This window comes from Affinundibacterium flavidum (assembly GCF_014284175.1).
Lineage (GTDB): Bacteria > Pseudomonadota > Gammaproteobacteria > Burkholderiales > Burkholderiaceae_D > Undibacterium > Undibacterium flavidum.
Genome location: NZ_JACOGA010000003.1, coordinates 139,467 through 153,204 on the forward strand (window position 1 = coordinate 139,467; position 13,738 = coordinate 153,204).

The 13,738-nt window shown below is 43.4% G+C and carries 13 protein-coding genes; 2 read left to right on the forward strand and 11 right to left on the reverse strand.

Translation table 11 applies throughout. The annotated features are described in order from the left end of the window. Positions 1 to 127: 127 nt before the first annotated feature. From H8K55_RS04120 to H8K55_RS04140, 5 genes are all read right to left on the reverse strand, one after another. The gene (locus H8K55_RS04120) at positions 128 to 1,378 is read right to left on the reverse strand and encodes a hypothetical protein (protein ID WP_186940802.1); all 1,251 of its coding nucleotides are present in this window, start codon (positions 1,376 to 1,378) and stop codon (positions 128 to 130) included. A gap of 216 nt (positions 1,379 to 1,594) precedes the next feature. Continuing rightward, the gene (locus tag H8K55_RS04125) at positions 1,595 to 2,023 is read right to left on the reverse strand and encodes an ExbD/TolR family protein (protein WP_186940804.1); all 429 of its coding nucleotides are present in this window, start codon (positions 2,021 to 2,023) and stop codon (positions 1,595 to 1,597) included. 12 nt (positions 2,024 to 2,035) lie between these two features. After that, positions 2,036 to 2,467, reverse strand: a complete 432-nt coding sequence (locus H8K55_RS04130; RefSeq protein WP_186940805.1) for an ExbD/TolR family protein — start codon at positions 2,465 to 2,467, stop codon at positions 2,036 to 2,038. 115 nt (positions 2,468 to 2,582) lie between these two features. After that, on the reverse strand, positions 2,583 to 3,473 hold the full coding sequence (locus H8K55_RS04135; protein ID WP_186940807.1) for a MotA/TolQ/ExbB proton channel family protein: 891 nt from the start codon (positions 3,471 to 3,473) through the stop codon (positions 2,583 to 2,585). Between the two features lie 92 nt (positions 3,474 to 3,565). After that, a complete protein-coding gene (locus H8K55_RS04140; RefSeq protein WP_186940809.1) occupies positions 3,566 to 4,234 on the reverse strand; it encodes an energy transducer TonB in 669 nt (222 codons plus the stop codon). A 1,111-nt stretch (positions 4,235 to 5,345) separates the two neighbouring features. Between H8K55_RS04140 and fabI the strand changes: the two genes are divergently transcribed. Continuing rightward, entirely contained in the window at positions 5,346 to 6,128 is a 783-nt protein-coding gene (gene fabI, locus H8K55_RS04145; RefSeq protein WP_186940811.1) for an enoyl-ACP reductase FabI, read from the forward strand. A gap of 58 nt (positions 6,129 to 6,186) precedes the next feature. Here the strand turns inward: fabI and H8K55_RS04150 are convergent, their stop codons facing one another. Genes H8K55_RS04150 through modA form a run of 4 tightly spaced genes read right to left on the reverse strand, consistent with a single transcriptional unit; the run spans position 6,187 to position 8,955 of the window. Beyond that, complete coding sequence (locus tag H8K55_RS04150) at positions 6,187 to 7,083, reverse strand: ATP-binding cassette domain-containing protein (protein WP_186940812.1); 897 nt, start codon at positions 7,081 to 7,083, stop codon at positions 6,187 to 6,189. Then, positions 7,080 to 7,763, reverse strand: coding sequence for a molybdate ABC transporter permease subunit (gene modB, locus H8K55_RS04155; RefSeq protein ID WP_186940814.1), 684 nt, complete (start codon positions 7,761 to 7,763; stop codon positions 7,080 to 7,082). Before modB ends, H8K55_RS04150 begins: the two co-directional genes overlap by 4 nt. Then, a complete protein-coding gene (locus H8K55_RS04160; protein ID WP_186940815.1) occupies positions 7,760 to 8,173 on the reverse strand; it encodes a TOBE domain-containing protein in 414 nt (137 codons plus the stop codon). Before H8K55_RS04160 ends, modB begins: the two co-directional genes overlap by 4 nt. Further along, on the reverse strand, positions 8,170 to 8,955 hold the full coding sequence (gene modA, locus H8K55_RS04165; RefSeq protein ID WP_230408481.1) for a molybdate ABC transporter substrate-binding protein: 786 nt from the start codon (positions 8,953 to 8,955) through the stop codon (positions 8,170 to 8,172). Before modA ends, H8K55_RS04160 begins: the two co-directional genes overlap by 4 nt. 458 nt (positions 8,956 to 9,413) lie before the next feature. Here modA and H8K55_RS04170 point away from each other — a divergent pair, with 458 nt between their 5' ends. Then, positions 9,414 to 10,853, forward strand: coding sequence for a DEAD/DEAH box helicase (locus tag H8K55_RS04170; protein ID WP_186940817.1), 1,440 nt, complete (start codon positions 9,414 to 9,416; stop codon positions 10,851 to 10,853). A 100-nt stretch (positions 10,854 to 10,953) separates the two neighbouring features. On the opposite strand, the gene H8K55_RS04175 is transcribed toward H8K55_RS04170, so the two are convergent. Beyond that, entirely contained in the window at positions 10,954 to 11,454 is a 501-nt protein-coding gene (locus tag H8K55_RS04175; RefSeq protein WP_222612353.1) for an HPP family protein, read from the reverse strand. A gap of 41 nt (positions 11,455 to 11,495) precedes the next feature. Then, positions 11,496 to 12,707 carry a cation:proton antiporter gene (locus H8K55_RS04180; protein ID WP_186940821.1) on the reverse strand — a complete coding sequence of 404 codons (1,212 nt, stop codon included), beginning with the start codon at positions 12,705 to 12,707 and terminating at the stop codon, positions 11,496 to 11,498. Between the last annotated feature and the right edge of the window lie 1,031 nt (positions 12,708 to 13,738).

Here is a 13,738-nt window from a genome sequence, read left to right on the forward strand (position 1 = left end):
TTTTGTGAAGTTTTAATAGCTTATAGACTACTTGTTGGCGGTAAGTTTGGCGAACTTCGCTTACTCATCGCTCGAAAAAAAAGGCAGCGAAAAATCGCTGCCTCTTCTCATCAAATAATTATATAAATTATTTTGCTTGATTTGCGTAAATCGTCCAGAAACGTGCCAATTCCGCAGTACCATCTTTACCTTGAACAGTTTTCAATGCTTTCAAACCAGCTGCTTTTTTACCTGCCAACAGGTAAGCCATACCCAGATGTAAGTTTGCATCGTCGGGATGTTTCAAGTTATCCTTCTTAATACCCTGCTCCATCAGACCGAGGCCCTTGTCAAACTCACCGCCCGTCACCAAAGAAAAACCAAGGCTCACTAAACCGGTGCCATCAGCAGCTTTTTGGGCATCCGCTTCTGCCGCAGCAAAACCAGCTTTTGACTCAGCAGCACGTTTAGTTGCTAAGTCTTTCAAGCGACCATGACGAGCAGCTTCAGTACCGGTACCTAATGCACCTGACTTAAATCCCTGATCAATAATTTTCAATGCTTCGCCAGAGTTACCATCCTGGATCGCCATTTGCGCCATTTCCATGTAGTCGCCTGTTTTAGAAATTTGACCTACTGCCAATTTCAAACGATACAAGTCCATCGACAAACGTGAAGAAAAATCCTGTTTGCGCTCTACGCTATTGAGCAAATTCACCCAATATTCTTTTTTGCCGTAATGCATCACCAGCTTTTCCAAAGTCGCCAAGTAGGCAGCTTTGTCACCACTTTTTTGTACAGCGTAAGCGTAGGATTCCAAAGTCGTTTGGCTTGGAACACGGCCCGCTTTTTCTGCTGCTTGAATTTCAGCACGTGTTTCTTTCAATGCACCAGCACTATCACCGCTCATTGATTTTGCTTGGATCATGTACTGACGAGAAGAGCTATCAGTACCACCTTCGCTAAAATAGCGCTCATACATCTTAGCTGCTTTAGCGTAATTATTCGCTTTAAAATAAGAGTTCGCCAAGACTTGAATCAACTGTAATTGATCTTTGCTTGGCAATTTATTTGCGGCAACAATCAACTCACCAGAACGAATCACTGCATCATTATCGCCTGCAGCAGAAGCAACTGAAAGACGCATACGCTCAATCGTAAAGGTCTCATTCATACTTTTGTTACCAACACGATCAGTTTCCTGCAACTTGGTCAGTGCTTCGCGATATTTTCTTGCTTTATATAGTTCGCCAGCCTGTTGAACCACTTTGCCGATTTCCGCACGCATCGCTTCTTGCGCGATTGCTGTATTGCCTGCAATGCCAGTTAATTCAGGAATAGTCGCGCAGCCCATAGCGGCGATTAGAATAGCTAGTTGTGATAAGCGTAGGTGCTTCATATTTGATCTCTCAATCAATAAAAATCAATAAAATTAATAAACTTTGAGCCTAACAAACCAAGGAAAACAGAGTCGTCTGTGGCTGTTATCATAGCCTGACCAAGCAGAACTCACAATACAAAAAAAGGCAGGGATATCCCTGCCCTCTTTCGCTTAACAATTGTTTGAACTCATTTGAATTACGCAAATCCATTCAAGCCAAATGTCCGTCATGCATTACTTCATGAACTGTTCGTTACCGATCATACCCAATTTTGTAATACCACGACTTTGTGCAGACGCCATCACAGCAGCTACAGATTTGTAGGCAACTAAACGGTTTGGCTGCAAATGAACCTCAGGTTGTGGATTCATTGCTGCTGCTGCCGATAATTTATCTTCTAACTGGCTACGGGTAACAACTTCACCATTCCAAGTCATCGTGCCGTCAAAGTCCACGTCAATCTTCACAACTACTGGAGGTGTAGGTGGCGGTTGATTTGGTGTATTTGTTGGCATATTCAAATTCACCGCGTGATTTGCGATTGGTAATGTCGTAATAAACATAATGATCAACACCAACATAACGTCGATCATTGGTGTCATATTCATTTCCATCATTGGTTCTGGATCACCACCAGAACCGGAGCTCATATTCATGCCCATGCGATTCTCCTTTTAGCCTTTTGGTGGTGGTTCAAGTACGAAACCAACTTTTGCAATACCTGCTCGTTGCACTGTCAAAATCGTTTTACCGATGGATTCGTAACGCGCGTTTTGATCGCCACGAATATGCACTTCAGGTTGCGGGTTTTTTACCGCTTCTTTCGCCATTAATTCAAACAAAGCGTCATCAGAAGCAACTGGTGTGCGCAAGCCGCCCCAGTAAATATCGCCATCTTTATTGACAGTAATAATTACGTTTTTTGCATCAGGATGATAGTCTTCGTTCTTCTCAGCTGGCAGCTTAACTTTTGCCAAGTCTAAAACAATTGGTGAGGTGATGATAAAGATAATCAACAAAACCAACATAATATCCACCAATGGGGTGGTATTAATGGTGCTGTTGACTTGGTCTTCACCACTGTCACCGCCGATTTGCATTCCCATAATATTTTCTCTTTAGTGAATTCGTTTCGCTGTACTACAAGTAGATTCGTTATCGAGTCTACTTGTAGCGAAAGAATTTATCGTAATAAAAACAACTTACTTCTTATTACTCAGATTACTTATTTGAGTTAGCTTTGCTCATTGCGCCAGACAATACTACAGAGTGCAAATCAGCGCCGAATGCATTGATGTCTTCCATTGCTGCCTTGTTACGACGCAACAAGTAGTTGTAGCCCAAAACTGCTGGAACCGCAACGCCCAAACCGATCGCTGTCATGATCAAAGCAGAACCAACTGGACCCGCAACTTTATCAATAGAAGAGTTACCTGTAGAACCGATCGCTACCAGAGCGTGGTAAATACCCATAACTGTACCGAACAAACCGATAAATGGTGCTGTAGAACCTACAGTTGCCAAGAATGTCAAACCTTCACCCAAACGGCTTTGTACTTTATCAACAGAACGTTGGATAGACATAGTCACCCATGAGTTCAAATCGATTTGTTCCAACAAAGCACCTTCATGGTGTTCGCTAGCACTGATGCCAGAATCAGCGATGAAACGGTATGGGCTGCCTTCTTTCAAAGTAGACAAGCCAGCCGCAACGTTTGCTGCTTTCCAGAATTTACGTGCTTCTTTAGCTTGGCCACTCAATTTAGCCAAGTCAACGATCTTAGTGATCAAGATGTACCAGCTGAACATAGACATGATCAACATGATTGCCAAAGTTGCTTGGTCAACCAAAGTACCGTGTTTGATCAAGTGAGCCAAGCTGTATTGATCAACAACTTCTGGTTGTGCTTCAGCAGCAGGCACGGAAGCATCGGCGGCAGGTGCTGGAGCAGCAACAGCGTCAGCAGATGCTGGAGCAGCAGCGGCCGCCTCAGTTGCAGCAGAAGCGGAAGCAGAAGCTTCTTGAGCGAATACAGGTGCGGTTGCCATTGTTGCTGTCAATGCGAACAAAATTGCCGCCAGGAATGTGCTTACTTTAGCGCGGGTTTTCATGTAGATACTTCCTTTAAAAAAAATTTAATACTTACGTTGGTTGTGAGTAAAACGATACTTTTTTATGACTCTTGTTACATGTTGGCTCTGTTTTAATCAAGCTTCCAAACGTATTCAACTTGAGTCGTGGTAGCCTGCGGCTTGCCGTCCACTGTTCCAGGTTTGTTTTTGCACGACCCAGACAACAATTGGGCACGCACTGCATTATCTAGACCCCTGAATCCACTAGATTTTGCGATTACTACGTCGGTAACTGCACCGTCTGCACCGATAGTAACAGTCAAACGTGTTACACCTGTCTCTTCGTTACGCAATGAAGCACGAGGATATTCTGGTGTACAGCCAGCTTGTTGAAAGTCAACACGGCCAGGTACGGTTACTGGACCTGTTGGGGCTTTCGGTGTTTCAGCCACAGGCGCCGCTGTCTTTGTCATCACATTGCTATCAGGCTTAACATTTGAAACCGTAGAAATAGCATTTGGCGATGGAGTCTGCTGCGCAACCTGCACCTCTGGTGGAGGAATAAACGGTGGCGGTGGCGTCGTCAATTTAGGTGGCGGCGGTGGCGGCGTATCTGGCGGTGGAGGTGGTGGCGGTGGAGTTTCCTTCACCACGGCTTCCATCGGCTTCTGAATAAACTTAGCGAGCTTGCTACCTAAGCCGTTCATTAATGCCCAGCCTAAAATAATGTGAAAAACAATTACCAAACCTAAACCAAAAAATTTCTTTCCCGGTTCCTGTTGGCGTCCTGAAAAATCCATACCTACTCCTCCAATACCACAACAATTTCAATTAGGTTCAAACGCGCGAAACTTTAGCCTTAAATAAATCCAGAAAATAAGCTTGAAAACAAATCATCCAGACCCACTTAAACAACAAGCAATCGCTCATCAATAAACTTCTATCGACTCACCGTTTGCGCCCCCATACTCACGCTGAACTGTCAGAACCTTGGTTTCAACATACTCATGTGGGTACTACTATTTACTTACAAATCGTTTAGTCACCTTCAGATGATTGCAGTATTGCAGTACCTACTTTTACTACAATCATCAAATTCAAATTTATCTTAAAGATATATTGAAAATTGAAGCGGCTGCTTTGCATGAGCAATTTGAAAAGGAATCTTCAAATCACTGCCAACAAAGCAATGTTTTTTTAAAATCTTTGCGAAAAACAGCGCCTATTTTGACACAAGTAAAGCGATGAATGGAAGTTGCTTCTATGCTGCTATGCAACATTAAATTAGCTTTGAAGCAATCCCTTCATTTCTAGTCATATCTATTTAATCACAACCAAAAACAAATTCACTAAAAAATTAAATTTTCGCTCATGAAATTATTGATTTATATCGATCATTAATTCCAATATATTTAACTTCTTTTCTTGCGGCAACGATTCTAATGGGAAATACTTGGAAAGTGTCAAGTAATCCTGCAAACAACTTAGAAAGAAAGTTAAATTACTGCAGTTCTACAACATTTTTGGGAAATTCCATATTCAAAACTCAATCATTTTCTAATAATACATGGCAATAAGACTATTTAGACATGGGTAATACTAACTACACCTAACTACCCTCTCTTAGTTATTATTTGCCCTATCTGCCTTGAGCAACTACAATTCCGACCTGTCAGTACATTCTGCGCCTTAATAAATTTAAATCGTGAGCTTGGATTACATAAGTATTACGCAATTTTGAAGTATTCAAAATCGATGCAATGCTATGTCGTTTAAAGATATGTTTTCATTCTGATCGGCGCAGTAACATTCGTCTAAAAACCTTAGCGTAATCATCAAATGACGAGATTATCGTTTTCTTAAACAAACAAGAAAAAAGTCATTTGAGATGCGCTAACACCTGGAGTTGATATGGCATTTTTGCAAGGCAAGAAAATTCTCATTACTGGTTTATTGTCAAACCGTTCTATCGCCTATGGCATCGCACAAGCTTGCCATCGCGAAGGCGCTGAATTGGCCTTCACCTATGTTGGAGAGCGTTTTAAAGATCGCATCACAGAATTTGCAAAAGAATTCAATAGCGAACTGGTATTTGATTGCGACGTTAGCAGCGACGAACAGATTGCTGCTGTCTTTACAGACTTGGCGAAATCATGGGAGAAATTAGATGGCGTTGTGCATGCCATTGGATTTGCACCGCGCGAAGCGATTGCAGGTGATTTCTTAGATGGTTTTTCACGCGAAGCATTCCGCATTGCCCACGATATTTCAGCCTATAGCTTTCCAGCCTTGGCCAAAGCAGCATTGCCTATGATGAATGAAAATTCTTCTTTGCTCACGCTGTCTTACCTGGGTGCGATCCGCGCGATCCCTTACTACAATACGATGGGTTTGGCGAAAGCATCTTTAGAAGCAAGCGTGCGTTACTTGGCCGAAAATCTGGGTAAAAAAGGTATACGTGTCAATGGCATTTCTGCGGGTCCAATCAAAACTTTGGCAGCGAGTGGTATTAAGGACTTCGGTACTTTGCTAGGCTTTGTTGCAGAGCATGCGCCTTTGCGTCGCAATGTGACGATTGAAGAAGTTGGCAATACCGCCGCATTCTTATTGTCACCTTTGGCTAGCGGCATTACTGGCGAAATCACTTATGTTGACGGTGGTTTCTCACACGTCATGGGTTTGACACCAGACTAAGCACTCGCACGGGAGTTGAATGTGCGCTGAATGTGCGTTGAATGGATGTTGGACTAAGCTAAAAATTTGGATTTAGTCGTGTAATTTGTGGGCTGAAAGCTTTGGTGGAGATCGCAATCTTGTCACCGACTTTCAGCCTTTTTACATCTTCATGTGACGCAATAATTTCAATAATTTCTTGACCTACCAAAAGCGAAAGAATGTACACAATTTCTTCGGCGCGAATTGCCAGAACTTGCGCATGTAAATGCAATTTCCCTTGCGTTGTCTGCTGCAAAAATACTTGCTGTGGACTACCGCAGCGTACGATAGCCCCCTCCTCTAGTTGTATGACTTTTTGTGCAAGCTTAAAGACTTCAGCCACTTCGTGACTCACCAACATCATTGTCAAACCAAACTCCTTATGCATCATCAACAAGTGATCTTGCATTTGTATTCTCACATGTTGATCGAGTGCGGATAAAGGCTCATCCAATAACAATAATTTAGGTTTGCGCGCGAGCGCTCTGGCCAAGGCAACTCTTTGCTTTTGCCCGCCGGATAATTGTTGAATAGACTGGAATCGCAAGTTCTGTAAATCACTCATTTCCAGTAACTGTTCAACCCATGCATTGGCGCCCTTTTCAACCGCAAATGCCACGTTATCTCGCACATTTAAATGTGGAAATAAGGCATAGTTTTGGAAAACCATGCCGATAGAGCGTGCGTGTGTCGGCAGATTAATTCCCTGCAAAGAATCAAACCAGACTTCATCATCAAATACGATGCGCCCATGATCGGGCGCAGTCAGCCCAGCCAGCATCCGCAATACACTGGTCTTACCGGCACCTGATGGCCCAAATAAGGCGACCGAATCGCTTGCAGCTGATTGGAATGCGACATCCAATTCAAAATTTCCCTGAGTACCGCTCAGTTTTTTTTGAACTTGCACATCTAAAAATGCCTTGCGCGTCATGAGAATTTTTCCGGAAATTGTCGCTTACTCACATACACCGCGATCAAGATGAGGAAACTTAACAGAACCAGCACCATGGAATAAAAATGGGCATTTGCGTATTGCAAACTTTCGACTTCATCATAGATCGCGATTGATGCAACTTTGGTGACACCTGGAATATTCCCGCCTATCATCAATACCACACCAAATTCACCCAAGGTATGTGCAAAACTCAGGACCAATCCACTCAACACAGAAGCCTTCATATTTGGCAGCAAAACCTTGCGCAAAGTCTGTAATTTTGTCTGCCCCAATGTATAAGCTGCTTCGCGCAATTCCAGCGGTAAATTTTGCAATCCAGCTTGGAGTGCATGCACCATGAATGGCAGGCTAAAAATAACGGAACCTAACAGAATACCGAGAAAACTAAAGCTCAAACGCAGATCAAAATGCGCTAGCAACCATGCACCTAAACCAGATTGAGGATTAAAAGCGATGAGCAAATAAAATCCCAGCACGGAAGGCGGCAGCACCAAAGGCATACTAATCAATGCCTCCCACAGAGATTTCAAACGACTGGTAGAAAATGCTAAGTAGTAGGCAATAGGTAAGCCTATGAAAAACAAAATCGTGGCCGTCATCAAGGCCAGTTTCAAACTCAGCCATAAAGGCTGCCAGTCATGGTCAAGGAGATTCATGTCGCCTCTGATCGGATCAAATTCATTTCGTTGGATTTCACCAAGCCCTCAATTTCGTCACCCAATCGTAGCTCTAACTTGATTGCTGAACGGCTTGTAATCACCGCGCTAATTAAGTGAATACGATCAACGATAAAGACGACGCGTGCCAACACTTTGCCAATTTCCAAGCCAACAATTTTGCCCTGCAAACGATTGCGTAGACTGATCTGTCCAGACAAATTTTTTGCAATGGCAACTTCCATTTCATTAAAAATCAAATCCACTTCTTGATCCAATTCCCAAGCCAAAAGCTCTTCCGTAGCGCCCAGCAAGCTTGCACTTAGGCGAAGCTCGCCGACCGCGACTTCGATCAGCGCGATACTGCCTTCGGTTTCTATACTAATAATTCTTCCGGGTAGTTTATTCACGGTACAGCGTATCCATTTTTTTGCAAAATAGCTTTGGCTTTTGCACTCGACAAAAAGTCATAAAATTGTTGGCTAGCTTGCGGCGCGTTTTCTTGGCCGTGTTTGAGGATAACAACGCCTTGCGCAATCGGCGTATAACTATTCGCAGGCAATTCTATCCATTGACCCTTTCCTTGCATTTTGGAGGATACGACCACTGATTTTGCAGTAAAGCCTAAGTCAACCACACCAGAATGAATGTATTGATCTGCTTGCGAAATGCTCTCTGCATAGACAAAACGTGGCTCCAGGACTACATCTAATTTATAGAATTTTAAGACGCGAATCGTTTCTTTGCCATAAGGAGCAGTCTTGGGATTTGCAATTGCAATTTTCTGAACTTTGTCGCTTTGCAATAGACTTTGCCACGACTGCAAATCTAGATTTTTGGTGGTCCACAATACCAAAGAACCATAGGCATAAATTTTAGGTGCCGTGATAGTGAAGCCCTGTTGATAGAGGCTATTCGGAAAATCCATATCAGCCGACATAAACACGTCAAATGGCGCGCCATTGATAATCTGACTGACAAATTTGCCCGATGAGTTAAAGACACCTTTTAAGTCATGTCCAGTTTGTTTCTTAAACTCTTCCTTCAAATCGTCAAAAGCAAACTGTACATTGGCAGCGACCGCCACACTCAGAGTGTCTGCGTGGGTGCTGTGCATCATGCTAAGACTCGCGATGAATGCTGTCGCCGCCAATGCAGAAAACTTGATAAAACGTTTTTTGAATGTTGTCATCATTTTCAAGAAATCCGTCAATTATGTGAATAATGTCTATTTTCGCTCATTTCTCTCTCTGCCAACTGTGCTAAAACAAATTATCAAATCAAAATGAATTTTCCTTGCGGAATTTAAAGCGCGCATAGTTTTTAGATGCGTGAAGCTGAAATATGCTGTATAGTCTCGTTTTTGCACTGCAATATAAATTTGCTTTGTGAGTTTAAGTAGTAGGTAGCACCGTAGCCCTTGCGTATCGTGAGTTATTGATACTGCAATGTAAAGCCCTCCCGCCCTGTATGTCTGGTTTCACACATAGACATCGTCCCGGCGCAAAGCTTTTGTGCCGAAATTTCATCGTATTCCTGATTTGTACCCTTATCGGTACTGGTTTTCTTTGTTCATTTCGATTGGTTGACGCTGCTTTTTTGCGCGCTTGGTTTTTGCCCTGCGCAGATTAATAACGGAAGAAGAACACAATGACTTTTGAAACACTAGGCCTCCACACGTCCATCCTGCGCGCTATTGCTGATACTGGCTATACAACACCAACAGCAGTTCAGGAACAAGCAGTTCCTGCAGCGATTGCAGGTCGTGACTTATTGGTATCCTCCCAAACTGGCTCAGGCAAAACTGCCGCTTTCATGTTGCCAGCTTTACATAAATTTGCAGCCGCCGCTGACGATTTGACTGTCACAGCTGGTAAAACACCAAATCAAGAACGCCAGGCAGCTCGTGCTCGTGGCGATCGTCCACGTTTTCAAGCAGCAAAGCCAAAGATGTTGGTATTGACACCAACTCGTGAATTGGCCTTGCAAGTAACCACAGCCACTGACAAATACAGCGCGTACTCACGTCGCGTCAAAGCAGTCTCGATTTTGGGCGGTATGCCTTACCCAAAACAAATGCAACTTTTGTCCCGTAATCCAGAAATCTTGGTGGCAACACCAGGTCGTTTGATCGATCATATGGAGTCCGGCAAGATTGATTTTTCAGAATTAGAAATTTTGGTTCTGGACGAAGCAGATCGCATGTTGGATATGGGTTTTATCGATGATATCGAAAAAATCGTTGCAGCAACGCCAGAAACACGTCAAACCATGTTGTTCTCTGCCACTTTGGATGGCGTAGTTGGTAGCATGGCGCGTCGCATTACTAAAGACCCAATGATTATTCAAATCGCTGGTTCTGCGACTAAGCATGAAAACATTCAACAAAAAGTGCATTTTGTCGATGATTTATCCCACAAAAATCGTTTACTCGATCATTTGCTGCGCGATGAATCTTTGGATCAAGCCGTCGTATTTACAGCGACAAAACGTGATGCAGACACGATTGCAGATCGTTTGAACATTGCTGGTTTCGCAGCGGCTGCTTTGCATGGCGATATGCATCAAGGCGCACGTAACCGTACATTAGATTCTTTACGTCGCGGTCAAGTTCGCGTTTTGGTAGCAACAGATGTCGCTGCACGCGGTATCGATGTGCCTGGCATTACGCACGTATTCAACTACGATTTACCTAAATTCCCAGAAGATTATGTACACCGTATCGGTCGTACTGGTCGCGCTGGTCGTAAAGGTTTGGCAGTGTCCTTGGTCAATCATGCTGAAAGCATGAACGTGAAACGCATCGAGCGTTTTACTAAGCAATTGATCCCAGTCGATGTAATCGAAGGTTTTGAACCTAAGAAATCTGCCATGGCAGCCCGCGCACCAGCACGCAAAGCAAGCGGCTGGAAACCAGGTGACAAGCGTACGACAGGCAATAGTTTTGGTAACAGCAGCAAGCCAGGTCAACGCAGCTTCAGCAAACCAAACGCCGCTCCACGCAGTGAAGGCGGTGGTTTCGGTGGTGGTGCTGCGAAATCCCGTTTTGGCGATGCGAATGGCAATCGTCGTAGCTTCGGCGATCGTTAATCGAAACGCTGTAGCTGAGTAGAATTAAAAAAGCGACCTGCATGGGTCGCTTTTTTTATGTGCCTTTCGATTATGCTCATTTACACATAATTACGTCCAGTCAAATCCAATACAGAGGATAAGATCGACGACAGGCACGATGATAAAACCAAGCTACCAAGACCATCATCATGGCACCAAACAAAGTCGGAAAAAATAGGAACTGCCAATCAGGCATCGCCAAAAACACGATGATAGGATTAGAACCCGCAGGCGGATGCAAAGTACGGGTGAGCATCATGATTGCCGTTGCGAGCGCGACCGCAATTGCCAATGCCCACCAGTGATGACCGGCAAAAGACAAAACCAACAAAGCGACTAAAGTACAAATAAAATGTCCGCCCACCAAGCTGCGCGGCTGCGAAAAATGATTCTCTGGAAAGGTGAACAACAAAACTGCACTGGAGCCAAATGAGCCCAACGCGAGCAATACACCAAGCTGGAATGAGCAATAACTAAGTATCCCAATAATCGAAAATACACCGACGCAGGCGACCACGCCATTACGCAATGAATGACGTGGCGCTGTAGCTGGTAATGTAGGAATATTCGTTTCTAACATCATCTACTCTGGTGATCTCAAGGATTCTCTCTATAGATAGCTTATTTGGACCGGAAAATAATTTCTTTCATACGCTGCAATTTCGGAGCAACGACAGGTACTGTCAACATCGTGCTGGCGATTGCCATTAACAGCAGCGCAGTAAAAGTCTCGCTGGTAATGATTTTTTTATCGAGCAAAATATTCACAAAAATAATCATGATCAAGGCTTTGGTTTGCAATAGCCAACCAATAATGCTCGCTTCGCCTTTTTCCCATTTCAAAATTTTACCGGCGAGTTGCACACCAATTAATTTGCCGCTGACGGATGCCACCAAAAGCACCGCTGCAACGATAAACACAACAGACCCACCCATCGCCCAGTTAGTGCGCAAGCCAGTACTTAAAAAGAACACCGGCATAATCGCCAGCAATACGTGATGACGCATCAAGTCCATTTTTTCTTGATTAAACCAATGTGCGTCCATCACCGCACCTGCCAAGAAAGCACCGACCATAAAGTGCAAACCCGCCCAATCCGCACCGAAACTGCAAACCGCTAACCAAATCAAACCCACATACCAACGATCGCGTTCTTGTAGCCACGCCATCACGCGTCGATAAAAAATCGTCACGACAGCAAACACCAACAAAAATCCAATTTGGCGCGTGACTCTATCCCAATCGAGCATAATTAAAGCCAGCACACCCCAAATCGCAATATCATCAACGCTGGCATAACGCAAAATTCGTTGACCGATAGGCTGGCGCAAAATTTCTAATTTTTCCATCAGCAAAATCAGGATCGGCAAAGCTGTCACGGCGCAAGCCATTCCCACGCCCAACACAAATTGCCAACTCTGCGCACCCGGCCCCATCCACCCTACAAATCCCAACATACCAAGCGCAACCGCAGAACCAAAAATCAGTGGCATCCCCAAAGCCAAACCAGCAGTCACGCCACTTTCAAAACGATGCTCCCAGGCTTGTACCAGATCCAATTCGATGCCAGCAATCATCACAAAAATCATCACCGCCCACCAGGCAATGCCATTCAAAGACTGAATCACCGCAGGGTTAAAAACGAATTGATAATACTCAGGAAAAGCAGCACCCAAAACGCCCGGCCCCAGCAAGATGCCAGCAATAATCTGCACCACGACCAACGGTGCATAATAGTCAGTCTTGCAGACGCGCCAGACCAGATAAGGAACGGAAAAAATTAGCAGCATCGCTAATAGGAAGATTTCGGTGGTGCTCATTGCTTGGTGCATAAAGTAGGTCCTTTCCCTCAGGCTCATTACATATAGGGTGTTTTAATTATCGTACTTTGCGTGTCGTACTTAGTGTGTGTGTACTTAGTGTGCCGTACTTAATTCGTCTCAAAATTATTGAAGCTTGCACTTCTTCGGCTTAGGTTTTATTGATTTGTGCTTGATTAGCTAAACTTCCCTCATTCTTTTTTTATCTCTTATCTCTAGTAAATAGAGAATCAATTGGAAAGGTTTCCATATTAAATCACATTTTCTTTTGACTTATGCCAAAAACTATCTTCAAGAACAAATATTTTCATGATTTGAGTACCAATAGAAACACAAATAGGTTGAGCGAACAAAACCTCGAAAGGTCAGATTTTGAAATTGAATTTAGTGACACAAGGCAAATCCTTCGGAAACTGATTTACTCTACATTCAGCACTAGGTACCAAAAACACCTTAAGCACCATCCAATGCCTATTTAGTAAAAATAAAAATCAGGCTTAACAGGGTTTCACCGTCGCTCCGAACGCATACAGAATAAAGCAATTAAAAACGAATTGGTTGTAGTCAAACTACACAATAAGAAGAAAATTGAGAAACGATAGAAATCTAAACGTTCAAATAATTAAGGCGTGATAGATGAAATTGATTGTCAATCTTTACGTCACACTATTTTCAATTGCCATCTGGAATTTATCCAAATCATTAAAAAATATGCTACTTCGAATATTGGCACACCTACCTGACCACAATTGAAAACAGTAACAATATGAAAATTTTATAGTTTTACTACACAAATTATTTGAAGCCTAAGCTCTCTTGTGAATCTTTAACCTGACTATTCATGCTCACATCTGTCGAAAAATAATACTGTGAGCTCTGTCTTTCTTTCGCATTGAGTGAACGCTGATAAAGTGAAGTTTGAGTGGTGACACGCGTCCCTAGGCGAGAGCCTGATACATATCAACTTAAAAAGAATCCTGCTCAGGGCAAATTATCAAAGACTCATACTCTTCTTTGTTGAATGGTGAAGATACGGAGGCTCA

What these genes read in the sequence shown, in the direction of transcription:
- H8K55_RS04150 (WP_186940812.1), bottom strand. Translation starts at nt 7,083, where the DNA reads ATGACGCGCAAGGCATTTTTAGATGTGCAAGTTCAAAAAAAACTGAGC.
- fabI (WP_186940811.1), top strand. Translation starts at nt 5,346, where the DNA reads ATGGCATTTTTGCAAGGCAAGAAAATTCTCATTACTGGTTTATTGTCA.
- H8K55_RS04130 (WP_186940805.1), bottom strand. Translation starts at nt 2,467, where the DNA reads ATGGGAATGCAAATCGGCGGTGACAGTGGTGAAGACCAAGTCAACAGC.
- H8K55_RS04135 (WP_186940807.1), bottom strand. Translation starts at nt 3,473, where the DNA reads ATGAAAACCCGCGCTAAAGTAAGCACATTCCTGGCGGCAATTTTGTTC.
- H8K55_RS04120 (WP_186940802.1), bottom strand. Translation starts at nt 1,378, where the DNA reads ATGAAGCACCTACGCTTATCACAACTAGCTATTCTAATCGCCGCTATG.
- H8K55_RS04140 (WP_186940809.1), bottom strand. Translation starts at nt 4,234, where the DNA reads ATGGATTTTTCAGGACGCCAACAGGAACCGGGAAAGAAATTTTTTGGT.
- H8K55_RS04170 (WP_186940817.1), top strand. Translation starts at nt 9,414, where the DNA reads ATGACTTTTGAAACACTAGGCCTCCACACGTCCATCCTGCGCGCTATT.
- modB (WP_186940814.1), bottom strand. Translation starts at nt 7,763, where the DNA reads ATGAATCTCCTTGACCATGACTGGCAGCCTTTATGGCTGAGTTTGAAA.
- modA (WP_230408481.1), bottom strand. Translation starts at nt 8,955, where the DNA reads ATGACAACATTCAAAAAACGTTTTATCAAGTTTTCTGCATTGGCGGCG.
- H8K55_RS04180 (WP_186940821.1), bottom strand. Translation starts at nt 12,707, where the DNA reads ATGCACCAAGCAATGAGCACCACCGAAATCTTCCTATTAGCGATGCTG.
- H8K55_RS04175 (WP_222612353.1), bottom strand. Translation starts at nt 11,454, where the DNA reads ATGTTAGAAACGAATATTCCTACATTACCAGCTACAGCGCCACGTCAT.
- H8K55_RS04125 (WP_186940804.1), bottom strand. Translation starts at nt 2,023, where the DNA reads ATGGGCATGAATATGAGCTCCGGTTCTGGTGGTGATCCAGAACCAATG.